Source organism: Pseudoalteromonas sp. TP27, from assembly GCF_056470645.1.
This window is the reverse complement of the sequence record NZ_JARDAK010000020.1, coordinates 1-16,766: the sequence shown is the minus strand read 5'-3', so window position 1 is coordinate 16,766 and position 16,766 is coordinate 1. Positions and strand designations below refer to the sequence as shown.

The following is a 16,766-nucleotide window of genomic DNA, read 5'->3' as shown; positions in this document are numbered from 1 at the left end:
TTTAAGCTTTCAAAGTTCACAAAAGAGGTTACCTATGGCAAAAGAGAAAATAGTACTCATAACCGGCGCTTCAAGCGGTATTGGCGAAGCAACCGCAAAAACCCTTGTAAATAATGGTCATAAAGTAATACTTACCGCTAGACGCGAAGATAAGCTAACTGAGTTAGTAGAGTCACTAGGCTCAAATAATGCACTGGGCGTAGCTGCAGATGCAACCGACTTTACCGCGCTTGAAAACGTAGTTACTAAAGGCATTGAAAAGTTTGGCCGATTAGACGTAGCCTTTTCTAACGCAGGTATGGGTGTTTCAACTGCCGGCACCGAAAATGGCGACCCTGATGAGTGGTCCACCATGATCGACATAAACATTAAAGCGCTACTTTGGACTGCAAAATTAACCCTGCCGCATTTACGCCAAAACAAAGGTCACTTTATATTAACCAGCTCTGCCGCTGGCCGTAAACCATTAGGAGGCTCCATTTACGGGGCAACTAAATGGTTTGCTTATGGGTTTGGCCAAAACTTAGCTGAGGAAATGAGCGAATGGAACGGCCGCTGCACCACCATAGCACCGGGCATGGTAAACACCCCGTTTTTTGATGACGCTAAACCCGACAAACTCGACCCACAAGATGTAGCCGACGCCGTACTGTTTGCCATTGAAGCATACCAGCGCAACAGCGTGCGTGAGATTTATTTAATGCCGACTAATTAACGCTAATTGGTTGAGTTTGGGCTGTCAGGTTTAATGCTAATGGTGTTAAACCTGACGGTTGTTAATTCTAAATACCGACTGGATAGAATGAAGGGAAAGTATTCGCCACTAATAAAAGCTTACTATATGTACAGCAACTCTAAATCACCATCACTAGGTTCGAATATTTCAAGCCAAATGGTAACACCATTTTCATCGCTACATTCAATATCAAAGGCTCCATCATAAACTTCAACTATTGTTCCAACATCACCGACTTGAGGAACTCTAGAGCCAAAGCTTTTTTCTGAATAGATAAACTTTTTATAAAGAGATATAACTTTTACGACAGAGTATTGCTTCATCTAATTTTATGGTACGCATGAGTGTTTTGGTTACAGGTTTGATAAACATAAATAGAACTAAAAATATTCTGGGTCTTTAACTCAGCTTTAAATTCATCAGAAAAATTACTTTCAACCTCAAGTATGTCAAAGAATGGCCCATATAACCCAACAAGTAATATCCCTGGTTTATTTAATGCAGCAATGCTTTGCATTGTTTTCTTCTGTAACTTAGCTTTAATTGCTGACTCAACTCTTTCATTAGTAATTGAATCAAAACCTCCAACTAAATCGCCTTTTGACGGTATGTGAACTTTATCATCCGCGGCATGAGAAGTTATGCTGATTGCAGTCTCTTGACTAAAGTGTGCATCTGTTATTTCTATCCAAGTATCTACGCCATCAATCTTTACAATTGCATCCGGCGGATCTGGTCTGTTAATTAATTCAAGTACTTTACCTTGTGATGAAAGGAGATTCTTATATGAATCTAGAACAGCACTTTCATGTGTGGGATTTAAATCTCTGTGTGAAGTCATCTTGAACCTATAACGAGACTGTAGAATAACTTCAACAGCCAAAGTCAATTAAAAAAAACGAGTTCCTGTAATTAACTCTAAGCGTTTTTAAAGCATTACAAAATTTAGGTTGGGTGTCACTGTAATTCACGCAGGAGCAAAACCAACTGTTTTGTCCTTATCGAATCGCCTTGTTATGTGCATTTACACACTTTCCAATTTGCTTTTTTCAACAGGTATATTTATAACTTTTTCTGGTGCATTTAATTCAGGAAATGTTTTAGCCGTATAATCAGCTATCTGTAACGCACCTGTCACTGTTGATACAACTAGTGCCGTTTTTGCCATAAACGTCCAAAACTTTTTCATTTCCGTATTAGTGTCTTTACCTTCAATCAAGTCTTTAGACAATACAGCCTTACCGAAAGTAGCTTCTACTATACTAACAACTTCAGAAGAACCTGTTATTTTATACTCTTCAATTGAAATTATTATTTTCCGTAACTGTTCGGAAAAATATTGTTTAATATTATTCGGTAAATCAGAATTAATGATCTCATCAAGAAGTTCTTTCGCGCCATTATAAATTTCGTCTAACTCGGATCTAGGTAAAACTGGTTGAGGTCTATTTGTAGAAAGCATACCAGCTGTCATGTGAAGATAATCAAAAGCAGGTTCACTAAGGTGCTTCATAAATTCACTCCATGAAGAACCTAAATTACAGTTAGAAAAAGCATTGTCTAAATATCTTGTCCAAGACATGTATCTTGATACATCAACGTCGTCAAGTTGGCTTAACTCTGTTGAAATATCATCCACTAATGAAAATACTTTTCCTATTCTTCCAATTAAAACAAGTGAATTACTTTCGTCAACATCAAGAATTCGACACCAGACTTTTCTGCAGTTTTCCGTTGGGTTCGCTTTTTTTCCTTCAGTTAGGATATTCAGCAATCTGCCTGCCGCATTATTTACATCCATTTATACACCTTGTTTATTTGAAATGTTCATCATGAATTGACACAAATGATTGCTTATGCACATAACAATATAGTCTACGACATTCGTCGTTTCACAAACCGACAAATATCTTTATATTACAATGATTTTATCCTAGCTATAAAATAAACAACTGTAAACTGTTAGTTAGCTTCGCCTTACCTTTTCTAAATGTAGCAAAACCCCAAATTGGTGGAGATCAGTAATATCAGACAAATCGCTGTTTAGTTGTACAGCTTGATTATTAATTAAGAGGTTTTATTTTAAATACCTGTGTTTAAACCAATAACGCGTACTCTCTATAATCATTAAACTTGTAACTCGTTATTACTTATAAAATTAGTTAAAAATCACAATCTACTCCTATTGAATCCTCTGTATTTTTACTTCATATTAAATATTCTTATTTCTCACTTATTATGCTGTTATGTCATTTTTAAAATTTAGCCATGCACTTATTCTCACAATTGCGAGTACCTTACCGCTTACAAGCCATGCGGCGCTTGATAAAAACGAGCGTGAAATAATAAAACAGGTCGATAAAAACATTCCCCAAGCTCTGCAACAAATAGAGCAAGCCGTAAATATTAATAGCGGATCGCTTAATATTGAAGGTGTAAAAAAAGTAGGTGCGCTAACAAGCGAGCAGCTTAAAGCCATTGGTTTTAAAGTAGAATGGCTTGATGGCAGTGCGTTTAACCGTGCAGGGCATGTATTAGCAACCCATGAGAGTGAAAATCCCAATGCAATAAAAATACTGATGATCGGCCATCTAGATACGGTGTTTGCCAAAAACGATAACTTTACTACCTACAAACAACTTGATGCCGATACAGCCAGTGGCCCAGGCGTTGCTGATATGAAAGGTGGCAACACGATTATAATTACCGCACTTAAAAGCTTACAAGCCCTTAATTTACTCGAAAATGTAAGCATAAAAGTATTATTGACTGGCGATGAAGAAAGCAGCGGTCGCCCGCTTAGCTTATCTAAACAAGCTATTGTTGATGCAGCAATTTGGGCCGATGTAGCGCTTGGTTATGAAAATGGCGATAACAATATTAAAACTGCCATGGCGGCGCGCCGTGGTTATACCGGCTGGACGCTAAACGTAACGGCCAATGCGGCGCACTCGTCGCAAATATTTAGCGAAAGCGTTGGTTATGGCGCTATTTACGAAGCATCGCGTATTTTAAATGATTTTAGAGAGCAACTTGCCACGCAACCTAACTTAACATTTAATCCGGGGCTTATTGTAGGTGGCACAAATGCCGACTACGACAGCGCTAATTCGTCAGCAACGGCGTTTGGTAAAAGCAACGTAATAGCACAAACCGTGCATGTAGCAGGTGATTTACGTGCACTTTCGCCAAAACAATTCGAAAACGCAAAAAGGTCAATGCAACTCATTGCTAGCAACAGTTTAAATGGTAGTAAAGCTGAGCTTATTTTTGAAGACGGTTACCCGCCAATGGCATTAACTGATGGCAATAAAAAGCTATTAGAACTTTACAGCGACGCAAGCCACGATTTAGGCTTTAACAAAGTAGTAGCGGCAAACCCACGAAATGCAGGCGCTGCAGATATTTCGTTTGCGGCAAGCCATGTTGATATGGCACTTGATGGTTTGGGCTTAATGGGCAGCGGCGCGCATACCAAAAACGAAACAGCCGATTTAACCAGCCTTGATAAAAACATTAAAAAAACTGCATTACTCATTTATAGATTAGGGCAGCTACAAGAGTAGATTTTTTTACAAGTAAGCGAGGGCCAAATAAACTCAGTCCTACGCTTACTTACCGTTACTTTTAAGACATTATTTTAAACAATAAGTCTTTTACTGTTGCAGGCTCAAATGGTTTATCACAAATCGCATCTACACCTGCTTGGGCTATGTTTGCTAGGTGCGTTTCGTTGGCTTCTGAGCTCACCATTAAAATAGGAATATGCGAGTAGCTATTTGAGCTTCTAACGGCTTCTGTTAGCTCTCGTCCGTCCATTTCGGGCATATTGTAGTCGGTTACTATTAAGTCAAAAGGTTGTGAATTAAGATAATCAATTGCCTGTTTACCATCCTCAGCTTCAACAGGTGCCGGAATACCCATACCAGTTAATACTCGGATAATATGCTTACGTGCAAAACGGCTATCATCGACAACAAGCACTCGTAGTAAAGTTACATCGAAGTGTTCAAGCTCAACTTCTTCCTCAGTAATAATATCTAAAGTAGCTTTAAGTGCTCGGGTAATCGCTTCTGCACTAAAAGGCTTTGGTAAAATAGCCAACACGCCAGATTGGCGAAGTTGCTCTAGATATTTTTTATTACGCTCACTCGATACCAGCATAAATGCTTGATGTTCAGTACGCGGTGTTGATCTTATTTTTTGTAATAGTGAGTCGGCTGTCCCATCGGCCAAATACATTGCGCTTATTACTAAATCTGGCTGATAGCTTTCAAGAATTGTTAATGTTTGTGCTTGGGTAGTCGTAGTTTCAACCTGACTTACACCACATTGTGATAACGATTTAATTATGAGCTTTTGCTGAACATCTGACGGCTCGACTAATAATATTGAAAGATTGCGTATCCCTGTTTGATCTGTCATTAATTTCTCAGTTATTTTTTTATTTTATAGAAAACAAACACTAAATTTATTCTTGTTATTATAGATCAACAGTCAATTATCAAAAACTAAAAAATCGCCAATGCGAATTATTATTACTAAATCCCTTCAAAACTAGGTGTAATAGTAAGTAGTCTAATTTTTTTGTATGTATTCTAATGCCGTCATTTTTTTATAGCTTACATTAGGGTGTAAAATATGAGCAGGCTCAGGATCGACAACTTCAATGGGAATGTTGTAATCGCGGGCTATTTCAATTGCCATTTGCGTAATGTTAACGCTAAACGAGGTGCCCATAAATACGATTTTATCGGCGTTACTCATGCGTTTTTGTGCTTCGCTAATTCTATAAAGCTCGGTGTAGTACTCATCAAACAATAAAACAAAGGGTTTAAAAGATTGATTAAGCTCGGGTGTTAGGTTTTTAATATTAAACACTTCAAATAAAGAGTTGTGCAAGCAGCTTTCGTCTACGCTATCCCACGGAGCGGTAAATGGCGTTACATCGTCGCCTTGCTCATGAAATAAGGTCATTTGATCGAGCCTGCCATGAATAGCAATGTAGTTTTTATTACCTGCTTTGCCATCAAGCCCATCTATGTTTTGAGTAATTAGATTTTTGTCACTTAACCAATGGTGCACGTCGTTTGGGCCATGGTTGCGATACGTTGCAAAGCGATGGTAATACCATGCTAAAAACTCTTTAGGAGCGTTTTGGTACATTGCGCGTGTTGCCATTTCCATAGGCGTATAATTTTTACTGCCTATGGTCCAGTAACCATCCTCACCTCGAAATGTGGGAATGCCACTGGCTGCGCTGACTCCTGCCCCGGTAATGTAAAGGGTGTTCATTTTTGAACCTCGTAACCGAGTACGTTAGCACTTACTTGCTGGTTATTATCAATACCGCCAATTCGGTATAAAACACCGTTGTGCTCAAGTAAACCACGGTGATCCATACTTTTTACGTCAACCGCTGATAAAACCTGCCATTCGTTTTTATCAACACTAAAGCGCCAAACATGATTGCTTGCTGGTGCAGGTTTACCGTCGTAGCCTATTGCGCTGTAGTTATATGGGTTATTAGAGCCTGCCAGCATATAAATATTGCCATTATAGTTAGTGGCTGCCATTCGATAGTGAGCGGTGCCCGTTGGATGAGGCAGCGTGCGCCAATCTATTTTTTGTGGATTAGTTGAATCTATAGTGCCTTTTAAGCACTGTGCTACGCCTGCAAACGAGCGGCGCGAATCTGGGTTTGCTTGTGTTTTAACACCATCACAAATAACAATGGTATTACCGCTAATCGCAGCGGCTTGGCCAAACACGGGCTCACCTAAAAATGGCGAGGCTTGTTGCCATGTATTATTTTGTGTGTCGTACACTTGTACTAAATTTACGTTGCCGTCGTTATGCCAGCCGCTAATTAAGTAAATGTAACGCGCTTTATAGCTAAGCGCTACGCTGTCGTCTACGGGTACTGGCATGCTCGCAAGGTGGGTGTAAGTATCTTTTATTACGTCGTACTTATATACGTCTGGGCTTGAAACTTCAGTATGATCCTCTGCTACCGTATAGCCGCCAAACACATAGGCGTACTCGCCTAAACCGACAGCGGTGCTAGCTAAGCGCCCTTTTAGTGGCAAGCTTGAAGGCACACCAGTTTTAGATTGCCACTGTGAATCGCCAACTTTAAGCGCCCACACTTTGTTATGTACTGACGAGTGCTGTTTATCGCGGCCCAGCCCCATAAAACTTAAAAAATAGGTTTGGTTTTGTGCTGTTACTTTAGCTACCGCATTATTAGCAACAGGCTCTGGTAAAGCGGGAAGGCTTGCTAACACAAGGGAAAAAATAAGGCTCATAAGGCAAATAATTTAATAATAATTAATACACTCAGATTAAATTATTTTAGCCTTATGAGCCAGTATTGTTATATCTAAATAATCAAACGCTTTTAATTGATAATTAGGCTAGTAGGCAATACTAATATGCTGATTTACATGCGCCGCATTTTGCACTTCATCAACCATTGCTGCTGCATAATCAGTGACCGAAACTTTGCTTTCGCCTGCATCATTAGTAAAAAATGTATTACTGCCTATACGGTAATCGCCTTCATTATCACCCGGATAAATAATTGCAGCAGGGCTTACAAACGTCCATGAAGCAGAGCTAGTTGTTGTTTTAAATACTTTAAGTGCTTCACCTTGTGCTAGCGCTTCGGCTTTATATTCATCAGGAAACTCTGGTGTTGATACAAGCGTAACTCCAGGTGCGACTTCTAAACTACCTGCACCACCCACCCATAATAAACGTGTATTAGTATTATTAAGTGCGCTAAGTAAACGCTCTGCTGTTTGCGCTACAAGTTCGTGATTGCCACTTGCTCGACCGCCTACCGAAGCAATAACAACATCAACGCCTTCAAGTACTGATGCAATGCTATCTTGGCTTTGTAAATCAAATACACGAACGGCTGTGTTATCAGTTACTTTTGCGGCATCGCGTACAATGCTAATTACTTCTAAACCACGTTTAGTAGCTTGTTGTACTATTGTGCTGCCAATCCAACCTGTTGCGCCTAAAACTGCTATTTTCATTATCGTTTCTCTATCTGTTAAGTTGATAAAGTAAGTTTACTTGCACTACTTAAAGTGATAAATACACAGTTAAGACACATATTAGTTCAAAGTAAGTTACCAATGGATAAAATAACCGCAATTACGAGTTTTGTTGAAGTTGCCCGCTGTGGCAGCTTTACTAAATCAGCCGAACATTTAGAGTTAAGCCGTTTACAAGTAACTCGCCATGTACAAGAAATAGAACAATGGCTTTCACTCAGGCTATTTCATAGAACCACACGTAAAGTAAGCTTGACCATTCAGGGCGAAGAAGCACTCATTTACTGCCAACAAATCCTCAGTACGGTGTCTGATTTACAAAGCAGAGCGCATAGCCATAATAATGAGCTGGTGGGCACAATTCGAATTGCCTCTCCTATTGGGCTAGGCCAAAACTTGCTATTTGATATGGTGGAGCAATTTACTGCAATTCATCCTCAAACTAATATTCAACTTGTACTTTCGGATAACTTGTCGCAATTAGTTGATGAACGTGTTGATGTGGCGCTGCGTTATATTGATCAACCTAGTGAGCAGCTTATTGCGCGTAAACTCATGCATATAGATAGTGTGTTGTGTGCATCAAAAACCTATTTAGCTACATCACCTTTGCTAAACAAGCCACAGGACTTACTTAATCATAATTGCTTAGTGCATAGCAGCGCGGCTAAATGGCGAATATTATCGAGTAAAAGTAACGACCAAGTTGGCGTAAGTGGCAATTTGCAATCAAACGAAATGACCGTATTAGTTAAAGCTGCACTTAAAGGAATGGGGATTGCTAATATTCCGTGCGATTTAGCTAATCCTTATTTGAGGAGTGGCGAACTCGTTGAGGTTTTACCTGAGTATTACTCACCAGGGCACAATTTATGGGCAGTTTATTTATCAAGAAACTACCAACAAACTGTTGTGAGGGCATTTATAGATTTTTTAGCACAGCACTGGCAAAGTGATATTAAAAATGTGGCAACAAGTAAGATACTGTAGCGAAAGGTGCTGTGTTCATGAGTTAGTTTAAGGTGAAAAATCAACGTCGGTATTAAGGTAAATAAGCTACGTTGTCTAGGCCTCGTTGTTTATTTTTGTACATCGCTTGGTCAGCATGTTTTATAAGTTCGTGATCTGTTTGACCATGCTCGGGGTAGTTTGCAATACCAATACTAGGGGAGATATTTAAGCTTAATTCATCAAGTGTAAATGCCGCTTTAAATTGGGCAAGCAATTTTAATTTTATAAAGTCAGCCTCGGTTAGTGATTTTAAATTATCTAAAATAATCAAAAATTCATCCCCCCCTAAGCGCCCAACTATATCGTGCTCTCTAATGACACTAGAGAGCCTAATAGCAATGCTGTGCAGTAGTTTATCTCCCACACTATGGCCGTAAGTATCGTTAACAGCTTTAAAGCCGTCTATGTCGATAAATAGTAATGAAAAAAATGAATCGTTTCTTTGTGCTTTTATTAGCGTGCTTTGCAATCTATCCATTAATAACGAGCGATTAGGTAAGCCGGTAAGTACATCGTGGCCTGCCAGATAATACAATTGTTCTTCCATTATTTTACGCTCAGTTATGTCGTGCGCTACAGCAATTCTTACTTGATGTTGCTCTGACCAACGAACAGACCATAGTATATGAACTATTTGACCATTTTTTCTTATCCAGCGGTTTTCAAAGCGAGGGTTTACCGTTTCGCCAGACAATAGGGTAGCTACAGCGTTATGTGTTTTATAATGATCACCTTCGTAAACATAGTTAATCATTTTTTTGCCAACAACTTCATCTGCCGTATAACCAAATATTTGCTCAAATGCGGCACTGACAAAAACAAATGTGCCTTGTTTATCTACCACACATACGGCATCAAGCATTAAATCGAGAACTTCTTCTACATTAATCAATTCATTTTTCATCATACTTTGGTGCCTTCAAAGCAAAACCAAGCGAATTTAAGTATTCTATATACCTTTAATAAAAGCAAAGAGAATTAAGTACTCAAAAATAGTTAACGTTACGTTACACTATAATTTTATTTTTATGCCACTCTCTCTACCTTTATAAAAAACATAGTCTAAAAAATTAATGATCTAAAAGTGCTTTGAAATCCTTCTAAAACAGACTAACTTTCAACTTATATAACTGATAGCTATCAGTAACTTCCTATTTTCCTACTCTGCTGAAAATATTTATATGAAGGCTGTATACTTTATTTCCAGATTTTTTTTTACAATTCGTAACCTGTAATAAAAATTTAACAACTACAAAATTGGTTTGCTTGATTTAATCGTAATTATACTTTTACATTGCTAATGTATGTTAACATTGTGTGATATCACATGTTTTACAAAAACAATGACTGTTTTTGATTTTTTGATTGCGCTGGAGACTTTTGGGTGAAAATATCACAACGTTTATTTTGGCCGTTACTTTTTGTTTGCCCACTTTTAGCGGCTGAGCCGTTTGAAGACGAAGACCTCGACCTTGATGCTTTAATGGGTATGGATGTGCAAGCAACCTCTGCAATGAAAAGAGCGCAATCAGCATTCGATACCGCTTCATCTATCTATGTATTAAGTAAAGAACAAATAACTAATTCAGGTGCTACATCAATCCCTGAAGCACTAAAAATGGTACCTGGTTTAATTGTACGCCAGCTCGATAATAATCAATGGGCTATTTCATCAAGAGGCATTGCCTCTCGTTTTTCAAGCAAACTGTTAGTAATGATTGATGGGCAAAGCTTGTATACCCCAAAATTTGCGGCAGTTTATTGGGAAACCCTAAACGTGCCTTTGTACGATATTGAACGCATTGAGGTAATACGCGGGCAAGGCGGGTTACTTTGGGGTAGCAACGCAAATAATGGTGTAATTAATATTATTACTAAAAATAGTATTGATACTCGCGGTGGATACGCAAATATAACCACTGGTAACCAAATAAATGCTGATGCAAACCTTCGCTATGGTGGTGATATAAGTAACAAAGGAAGTTACAGAGTTTACGGCCACTTACAAGATGCCAATGAGTCAAAAAAAGGAATCTCACTTCCACCTAACGATACTACAAAGCAGCATTCATTAGGCTTTAGAGCTGACTTTACCCCTAGTGATGAGTGGTCAGCACTACTTCAAGGCGATATAACTCACTCAACACTTGGTCAAAACTATCACGGTGTTATAGATGAAACCAACGAAAACATTACCTTTTCAGATAATTTAAAGCGAACAGACTCACGCATAATGGCTCGGCTCGAAAACCGAATGTCGCCAGATGCAAACCAAATGCTACAAATTTCTTGGCTTAAGCAAAATGGCTCTCAGGATTACATTAAAGAAGACTTTCAATCGATAGATATTGATTATCAAATGAACTTTATATATCAATCTCTCCAACTAGATTGGGGCTTAAACTATCGCTACAATTCTATTTCCTTTGCTAAAAGTGTTTTTTTAGATAGTGATAAAGACTTCAATAATCTCAAACAATACGGCGCACTTGTTCAAGCTCAGTATAGTGTAACTCCTGATACCCTTGACTTTATTATTGGTACTAAACTTGATCATAACGATTTAACCGGATGGGAGAACCAACCATCAGCAAGAGTTATTTATAAGCCAGCCAATAGTCATATTATATGGAGCGCTGTATCACGGAGTGTTCGAATCCCAACTCTGATTGAGTTTAACGATAACTTTAAGGTTAATGGTACAAAAGTAATTGAACTAGCGGGTATAAGCTCAGGCTTTGAACAAATAGACAACTATAGAATTCCAACATACCTAAATGGTAATGACAATGTTAAGTCAGAAAACTATCTATCGTATGAATTAGGCTATCGATATACAACTAACGACTGGTCACTAGATTTATCATCTTATTATACTGATGCTAAAGACGTAGCAGTTATTGATATGAATACTCATAATGAGCAATTCACTCCAATACTCGATTTATTTCTGGCAGGGAGAGTTCCAGAAGTATTTCAAGCACTAACAATGACCCGCATAGATTTAGACTTTGCATCTGTAGCAGACACAACCACCAAAGGATTAGATTTAGTTCTATCATGGCAACCAGTTGATAGCCTCAATACTGAGTTTGGTTACAGCTACACTGACTATAATTACGATTTACCTCCAAGAGTACAACCCGCTATAGGCTATGACTCTAAAAATAGGCAGTTATTTGTAAAAGCCGATTATACATTTCTAGCTGACCACAATATATTTGCGATACTACGAGCAGTAAACTCAAATGCATATAACACCGACAATTACACAACGTTCGATATTAGTTGGAATTGGCAGGCTACTCCTGTGTGGTCGACTGCAATTTCAGGTAAAAACCTATTTGCAGGTTCACATATTGAGTACCGTAATACACGCGAAACCTATACATTACCGAACTATATTGATGAGTGTATTACATTTACTATTTCAGCAAATTTCTAAGTTAGTTAGATGATTAAGTTAAGAAGTCTAATTTACAGTAGCTTAATAACACTGGCACTTTTTAGTGCCAGTGTTAGCGCTGTTGAAAAAGAATACATGCTCAAAGCAGGCTTCTTATATAACTTTGCACGTTTTGGACAGTGGGATTCTCAGTTAGAATCCCTTAATGAGTTTACTATTTGCAGCCCTGATAAATACTTTATTGATGTGGCTAACACTGCTTTAAAAAATCGTACGATAAAAAACTTACCTCTATACAACAAATTAATTACTCTTGATGAAGTCTCAACCTCCTCGTGTAACATGCTATTTATTACCTCTGATACATTTATCCTGTGGCAAAAAATGATGCCCTTAAAACTAAAAAACATTATGGTCATTGGTGAAACAGAGTCATTTATTGAAAATGGCGGCCATATCAAATTCTTTCTTTCCAGTGGTAAAATTCGCTTTGAAATTGCACCAAAGCAACTTAAAGATGCAGGCATTACTATGAGCTCAAAAGTACTACGCCTAGCCCGCGTTGTAGAAAGGTAATGTAATGAAAAATCTATTTTCACTCAATACAATAAGTAAAAAATTATTATTCATCTTAATGAGTGTCGCACTTGTATCTACCGCAATAGTGACGATTGTATTTAGTGCTTATGAGATCAGCAGCGCTAAAGAGGAGCAAATAGAAAGCTTAGGTTCTCTGTCAAAAATGCTTTCACCCAATATAACTACCGCACTTATGTTTGACGATATAGACGCAGTACAGGAGCTTATAAACCCAATACTGATGCGAGCAGATGTCATTAGTATAATGGTAATGAGTACAACTGGTGAACAATTAGCTATTGCATACTCCGAAGATACACAAACAGAACAAAGCATTGAAGTTAATACTTTGCTTCAACTTGATATGTATAATTATGGTGTGTTAAAGATACGTGCTAACGACAGCTACATTAAAGAAAGAATCACTTTTTATACCAAGTTTATAATGATCCTGATGGTATTTACCTTTGCGGTTAGCCTTATTTTGTCTCTTTTATTAAGACGTAAATTTTTAAACCCCATTTTATATTTAGCACAAACAGCCAGTAAAATAACCACATCACATGACTATAGTTTACGCGCAGAACAACTATCACAAGATGAAGTCGGACAGTTAACATCTTGTTTTAACGATATGTTATACAACATTGAGCAAAGAGAAAACTCATTAGAAAATCAAGTAAGGCTCCGTACTAATGAACTTGAAAATGCAAATATTCAGTTGCAACAATATGCCTACCAGGACGGGTTAACCGATTTACCAAATAGACGGTATTTTTACGAGAAACTACAAAGCTTAGTAAGTGTTGAAGGAATGAAATTCGCACTTATATTTATAGATTTAGATGGTTTTAAAGAAGTAAACGATAGCCTTGGCCATGATTACGGGGATTTATTATTACATCAAGTAGGAGCCAGGCTTCAAAGCTGTATAACAAGTAAAGATACAGTAGCTCGTTTAGGCGGAGACGAATTTACATTAATTTTAGAGGGTGTAAACAGTCCTGATGAAGCATCAAAAATTGCCGAAGCTATAAAAAACAGCTTAATGCAGAGCATTAAAATAAAAAAAGAAACAGTATTTGTTACTGCAAGCATAGGTTTAACGTTTTTTCCTACTGATGGTTCAACAGTAGAAGAACTCTTTAAACGTGCGGATCAAGCGATGTACTTGTCTAAAAATAAAGGTCGGAATCGCTACGAGTTTTTCTCGTATACTATTGAAGAAAAAGCCACAGAAAAACGTCGCCAAATAGAAGAAATACGCATAGCAATAACTCATAATCAATTTGAATTATATTACCAACCTATATTTTCAATTGATGGACAATCTGTGCCAAAAGCTGAAGCCCTTATTCGTTGGAATCATCCTGACCGAGGCCTAATAGGACCCAATGAATTTATACCCGTCGCTGAAAAAAATGGGTTAATAAACGACATCGGTCAATGGGTGAAATCTCAAGCGATTCAAGATACCGTGCAATTTAACGTTTTGAGTAAAAAAACAATTCAAATAAGTGTAAATACATCACCGCTTGAAATTGATCGTGCAGGTTGCTGGGTAGATGATTGGATTGCAGCAAGTAAGGAATATCAGCTGCCTGCAAAAACTATATTAATTGAAGTAACTGAAAACACACTAATGGATCCAGACTCGTCAATACAGCGACAATTAAAACGGTTGAGCGCCATTGATATAGATATAGCTATTGATGACTTTGGTGTTGGATACTCTTCTCTTGCATATTTACAGCGTTTAGATATCGATATTTTAAAAATAGATCGTTCGTTTATCAATGACCTTGAATCTAATGATAATAGTATCGCTCTCGTTAAAGCAATTATTACTATGGCACATAATTTAGATGTTATGGTTGTTGCTGAAGGCGTAGAAACACAAAAACAATACGATCTATTAAAGCAGCTTACCTGCGATTATATCCAAGGTTATATCTTTTCAAAGGCAGTTTCTAAAAAAGAGTTTATTAAAAAATATATAATACCAATCCGCAATAATACTTAATCATTTTGCGGGGCTAAACGTGTCGCTACCTGTGTTAAAAAATTCTCATTTACGACTGCATGGATGCAGAAGGTAGAGCAATGCAGGAGCAATTGCCGAGAACAACTAAATAGCAAATTTTTTGCCTAGCTATCAACACGTTTTTCCATCCTCAAAATAGATCACTTAATTAAGCGAATTGGTATAAAACAAAAAGAAGTGATCTAACTTATGCCTGTTATGCTTAAATTTATTAATTTAACATGGAGCACCCCACTAACTCTTCAATTTAAATCCTATATATTTAGAGTTTAATCCCAAGCTATAACCAGCGAGGGACAAGTTGCTTATACTCTTTATATTGTGTAGAAAAACGATGAGCTAAATGAGCTTCCTCAACTAAAGTTTGTCTATATATAGCTATAAAACCAATTACTAAGCAGGCTAAACTGAATACACTAGGTAAGGCTAAAAAGAAGCCGACCTGCGCTGCTACAACACCTAAGTACATCGGGTTTCTAGAATATTCATATAGCCCTGATGTTTTAAGTTCATGTGGACCATTAGGGTCAATTCCTGAACGCCAAAGTGCTGCCATATGGAAATGTACAAACATCGTCAAAATAAAGCCTGCACTCAATAATACATCACCGAACAATACACCTGGCCAGCCATTCAAAATTGGGAATAATCCAAGATAACTATCTAACTCAGGTACAAACACTCTAATTACACATACAAACCAAATAGCAGCTCTGAAAAACTTAAAAATCATATGGTTCCACCAACTGGTGCAAAACTTATCCCCGGGATAAATAACGCCTGATGGTGTGTCTCGATTTTTATAAATAATTCTAAATGTATAAAACCCCGCAACAAAAGTATAAAAAATAGCTAAGTAAATACGTGTAAATTCAACTAGCGAAGTAGAGTCATCTAAAAATGTTTCATAGGGCATCTAGTTACAGCTCACAATCATTATTGGTAGTAATTTTAAAACAACTAACTCAATAAATTTTAGTTATAAGGTCATGAAATTATATTAGTATTCATTGCCTTCATAAACAAGTTAAGTCAGAGGTTTGTTAACGAGTAATCATTAACTAATACCATTAATTTAAAATAACTTTGATTTATGAGGATCTCATACTTTTTATATAATACCAATCTGCTTATATATTTGAATTGATATTATTCACTCATATTTTTACATTCTATATATGCAAAAAACAACTATTTCGGTTAGAACTTTCTTTAATTTGAAGCTTTGTAATATCGTAGTATCAACAGTAGTGAAGAGCCGCAGTGAAATGCTGCACTTTTTAACAGCCGTGGATATTTTATGATTTTAACATCGGGAGTCGCTTCGCTCGCCCGCCTACGTGATGGCCCTTGGTTTAGTGTGCATTAATTGCGCGACTTTCACTTTTCTGCAGACGTAAAAAAGCCCGAATCGTTAGATTCGGGCTCTCTACAATTTGAAGTCGGTGCGCTACGCAGTAGGATGTCGTAGTGCCCACAGCGGTAGAGTGTCGTAGTGCCCACAGCGGTAGAGTGTCACCTAGCAAATGCTACACTATCATCGGTCGAAGCTTCGGTTTCACTACTGAGTTCGGCATGAGCTCTTGGCTATTTATTAAATCCCAGACGGCAAAAAACCCGTCACATTGCTGTAACGGTTTTTTACAATTTGAAGCCTGGTAATGTCGTAGTGCCCACAGCGGTGGAGAGCCACATAGCAAATGCTACACTATCATCGGTCGAAGCTTCGGTTTCACTACTGAGTTCGGCATGGGGTCTTGGCTATTTATTAAATCCCAGACAGCAAAAAAACCGTCACATTGCTGTAACGGGTTTCTTTAATTTGAAGCCTGGTAATGTCGTGGTGCCCACAGCGGTAGAGAGCCACATAGCAAATGCTACACTATCTTTGTGTCGCGATATGAGTATGTGTTAATTGCGCTC

The 16,766-nt window shown here is 37.8% G+C and carries 15 protein-coding genes; 6 read left to right on the top strand and 9 right to left on the bottom strand.

Going from position 1 to position 16,766, the window contains the following annotated elements; all coding sequences use genetic code 11:
* Positions 1 to 34: 34 nt before the first annotated feature.
* Positions 35 to 715, top strand: coding sequence for an SDR family oxidoreductase (locus tag PX700_RS18050; RefSeq protein WP_479521486.1), 681 nt, complete (start codon positions 35 to 37; stop codon positions 713 to 715).
* 122 nt (positions 716 to 837) lie between these two features.
* Here the strand turns inward: PX700_RS18050 and PX700_RS18045 are convergent, their stop codons facing one another.
* From PX700_RS18045 to PX700_RS18035, 3 genes are all read right to left on the bottom strand, one after another.
* Positions 838 to 1,059 carry a hypothetical protein gene (locus PX700_RS18045; RefSeq protein ID WP_479521485.1) on the bottom strand — a complete coding sequence of 74 codons (222 nt, stop codon included), beginning with the start codon at positions 1,057 to 1,059 and terminating at the stop codon, positions 838 to 840.
* Positions 1,056 to 1,577 carry a hypothetical protein gene (locus PX700_RS18040; RefSeq protein ID WP_479521484.1) on the bottom strand — a complete coding sequence of 174 codons (522 nt, stop codon included), beginning with the start codon at positions 1,575 to 1,577 and terminating at the stop codon, positions 1,056 to 1,058. Before PX700_RS18040 ends, PX700_RS18045 begins: the two co-directional genes overlap by 4 nt.
* A 183-nt stretch (positions 1,578 to 1,760) precedes the next feature.
* Entirely contained in the window at positions 1,761 to 2,537 is a 777-nt protein-coding gene (locus PX700_RS18035; RefSeq protein ID WP_479521483.1) for a hypothetical protein, read from the bottom strand.
* A gap of 445 nt (positions 2,538 to 2,982) precedes the next feature.
* Between PX700_RS18035 and PX700_RS18030 the strand changes: the two genes are divergently transcribed.
* Positions 2,983 to 4,302 (top strand): M20/M25/M40 family metallo-hydrolase, encoded by a 1,320-nt coding sequence (locus tag PX700_RS18030; RefSeq protein ID WP_479521482.1) that lies wholly within the window; start codon positions 2,983 to 2,985, stop codon positions 4,300 to 4,302.
* 61 nt (positions 4,303 to 4,363) lie between these two features.
* Here the strand turns inward: PX700_RS18030 and PX700_RS18025 are convergent, their stop codons facing one another.
* From PX700_RS18025 to PX700_RS18010, 4 genes are all read right to left on the bottom strand, one after another.
* Positions 4,364 to 5,161 carry a response regulator gene (locus tag PX700_RS18025; RefSeq protein ID WP_415637339.1) on the bottom strand — a complete coding sequence of 266 codons (798 nt, stop codon included), beginning with the start codon at positions 5,159 to 5,161 and terminating at the stop codon, positions 4,364 to 4,366.
* Between the two features lie 153 nt (positions 5,162 to 5,314).
* A complete protein-coding gene (locus PX700_RS18020) occupies positions 5,315 to 6,031 on the bottom strand; it encodes an SIR2 family NAD-dependent protein deacylase (RefSeq protein WP_415637340.1) in 717 nt (238 codons plus the stop codon).
* Complete coding sequence (locus PX700_RS18015; RefSeq protein ID WP_479521481.1) at positions 6,028 to 7,044, bottom strand: Kelch repeat-containing protein; 1,017 nt, start codon at positions 7,042 to 7,044, stop codon at positions 6,028 to 6,030. Before PX700_RS18015 ends, PX700_RS18020 begins: the two co-directional genes overlap by 4 nt.
* Before the next feature lie 108 nt (positions 7,045 to 7,152).
* Positions 7,153 to 7,782, bottom strand: coding sequence for an NAD(P)-dependent oxidoreductase (locus tag PX700_RS18010; RefSeq protein ID WP_479521480.1), 630 nt, complete (start codon positions 7,780 to 7,782; stop codon positions 7,153 to 7,155).
* 102 nt (positions 7,783 to 7,884) lie between these two features.
* On the opposite strand from PX700_RS18010, the gene PX700_RS18005 reads away from it, so the two are divergent.
* Entirely contained in the window at positions 7,885 to 8,793 is a 909-nt protein-coding gene (locus tag PX700_RS18005; protein WP_479521479.1) for a LysR family transcriptional regulator, read from the top strand.
* A 52-nt stretch (positions 8,794 to 8,845) separates the two neighbouring features.
* Here the strand turns inward: PX700_RS18005 and PX700_RS18000 are convergent, their stop codons facing one another.
* Positions 8,846 to 9,721 (bottom strand): diguanylate cyclase domain-containing protein, encoded by an 876-nt coding sequence (locus PX700_RS18000; protein WP_415637344.1) that lies wholly within the window; start codon positions 9,719 to 9,721, stop codon positions 8,846 to 8,848.
* A gap of 477 nt (positions 9,722 to 10,198) precedes the next feature.
* Here PX700_RS18000 and PX700_RS17995 point away from each other — a divergent pair, with 477 nt between their 5' ends.
* The 3 genes from PX700_RS17995 to PX700_RS17985 are packed head-to-tail and all read left to right on the top strand — an operon-like array spanning position 10,199 to position 14,822.
* Positions 10,199 to 12,259: a TonB-dependent receptor plug domain-containing protein gene (locus tag PX700_RS17995; protein WP_479521478.1), complete on the top strand. Its 2,061-nt coding sequence runs from the start codon at positions 10,199 to 10,201 to the stop codon at positions 12,257 to 12,259.
* A gap of 9 nt (positions 12,260 to 12,268) precedes the next feature.
* The gene (locus PX700_RS17990; protein ID WP_479521477.1) at positions 12,269 to 12,796 is read left to right on the top strand and encodes a YfiR family protein; all 528 of its coding nucleotides are present in this window, start codon (positions 12,269 to 12,271) and stop codon (positions 12,794 to 12,796) included.
* Positions 12,797 to 12,800: 4 nt separating this feature from the next.
* Positions 12,801 to 14,822: an EAL domain-containing protein gene (locus PX700_RS17985; protein ID WP_479521476.1), complete on the top strand. Its 2,022-nt coding sequence runs from the start codon at positions 12,801 to 12,803 to the stop codon at positions 14,820 to 14,822.
* 301 nt (positions 14,823 to 15,123) lie between these two features.
* On the opposite strand, the gene PX700_RS17980 is transcribed toward PX700_RS17985, so the two are convergent.
* On the bottom strand, positions 15,124 to 15,759 hold the full coding sequence (locus PX700_RS17980) for a methyltransferase family protein (protein ID WP_415637348.1): 636 nt from the start codon (positions 15,757 to 15,759) through the stop codon (positions 15,124 to 15,126).
* Between the last annotated feature and the right edge of the window lie 1,007 nt (positions 15,760 to 16,766).

Excerpts from the sequence above, each read along its gene's own strand:
- PX700_RS18035 (WP_479521483.1), bottom strand. The coding sequence starts at position 2,537 with ATGGATGTAAATAATGCGGCAGGCAGATTGCTGAATATCCTAACTGAA.
- PX700_RS18000 (WP_415637344.1), bottom strand. The coding sequence starts at position 9,721 with ATGATGAAAAATGAATTGATTAATGTAGAAGAAGTTCTCGATTTAATG.
- PX700_RS17980 (WP_415637348.1), bottom strand. The coding sequence starts at position 15,759 with ATGCCCTATGAAACATTTTTAGATGACTCTACTTCGCTAGTTGAATTT.
- PX700_RS18005 (WP_479521479.1), top strand. The coding sequence starts at position 7,885 with ATGGATAAAATAACCGCAATTACGAGTTTTGTTGAAGTTGCCCGCTGT.
- PX700_RS18010 (WP_479521480.1), bottom strand. The coding sequence starts at position 7,782 with ATGAAAATAGCAGTTTTAGGCGCAACAGGTTGGATTGGCAGCACAATA.
- PX700_RS18045 (WP_479521485.1), bottom strand. The coding sequence starts at position 1,059 with ATGAAGCAATACTCTGTCGTAAAAGTTATATCTCTTTATAAAAAGTTT.
- PX700_RS17990 (WP_479521477.1), top strand. The coding sequence starts at position 12,269 with ATGATTAAGTTAAGAAGTCTAATTTACAGTAGCTTAATAACACTGGCA.
- PX700_RS18040 (WP_479521484.1), bottom strand. The coding sequence starts at position 1,577 with ATGACTTCACACAGAGATTTAAATCCCACACATGAAAGTGCTGTTCTA.
- PX700_RS18020 (WP_415637340.1), bottom strand. The coding sequence starts at position 6,031 with ATGAACACCCTTTACATTACCGGGGCAGGAGTCAGCGCAGCCAGTGGC.
- PX700_RS18030 (WP_479521482.1), top strand. The coding sequence starts at position 2,983 with ATGTCATTTTTAAAATTTAGCCATGCACTTATTCTCACAATTGCGAGT.
- PX700_RS17985 (WP_479521476.1), top strand. The coding sequence starts at position 12,801 with ATGAAAAATCTATTTTCACTCAATACAATAAGTAAAAAATTATTATTC.
- PX700_RS18050 (WP_479521486.1), top strand. The coding sequence starts at position 35 with ATGGCAAAAGAGAAAATAGTACTCATAACCGGCGCTTCAAGCGGTATT.
- PX700_RS18015 (WP_479521481.1), bottom strand. The coding sequence starts at position 7,044 with ATGAGCCTTATTTTTTCCCTTGTGTTAGCAAGCCTTCCCGCTTTACCA.
- PX700_RS18025 (WP_415637339.1), bottom strand. The coding sequence starts at position 5,161 with ATGACAGATCAAACAGGGATACGCAATCTTTCAATATTATTAGTCGAG.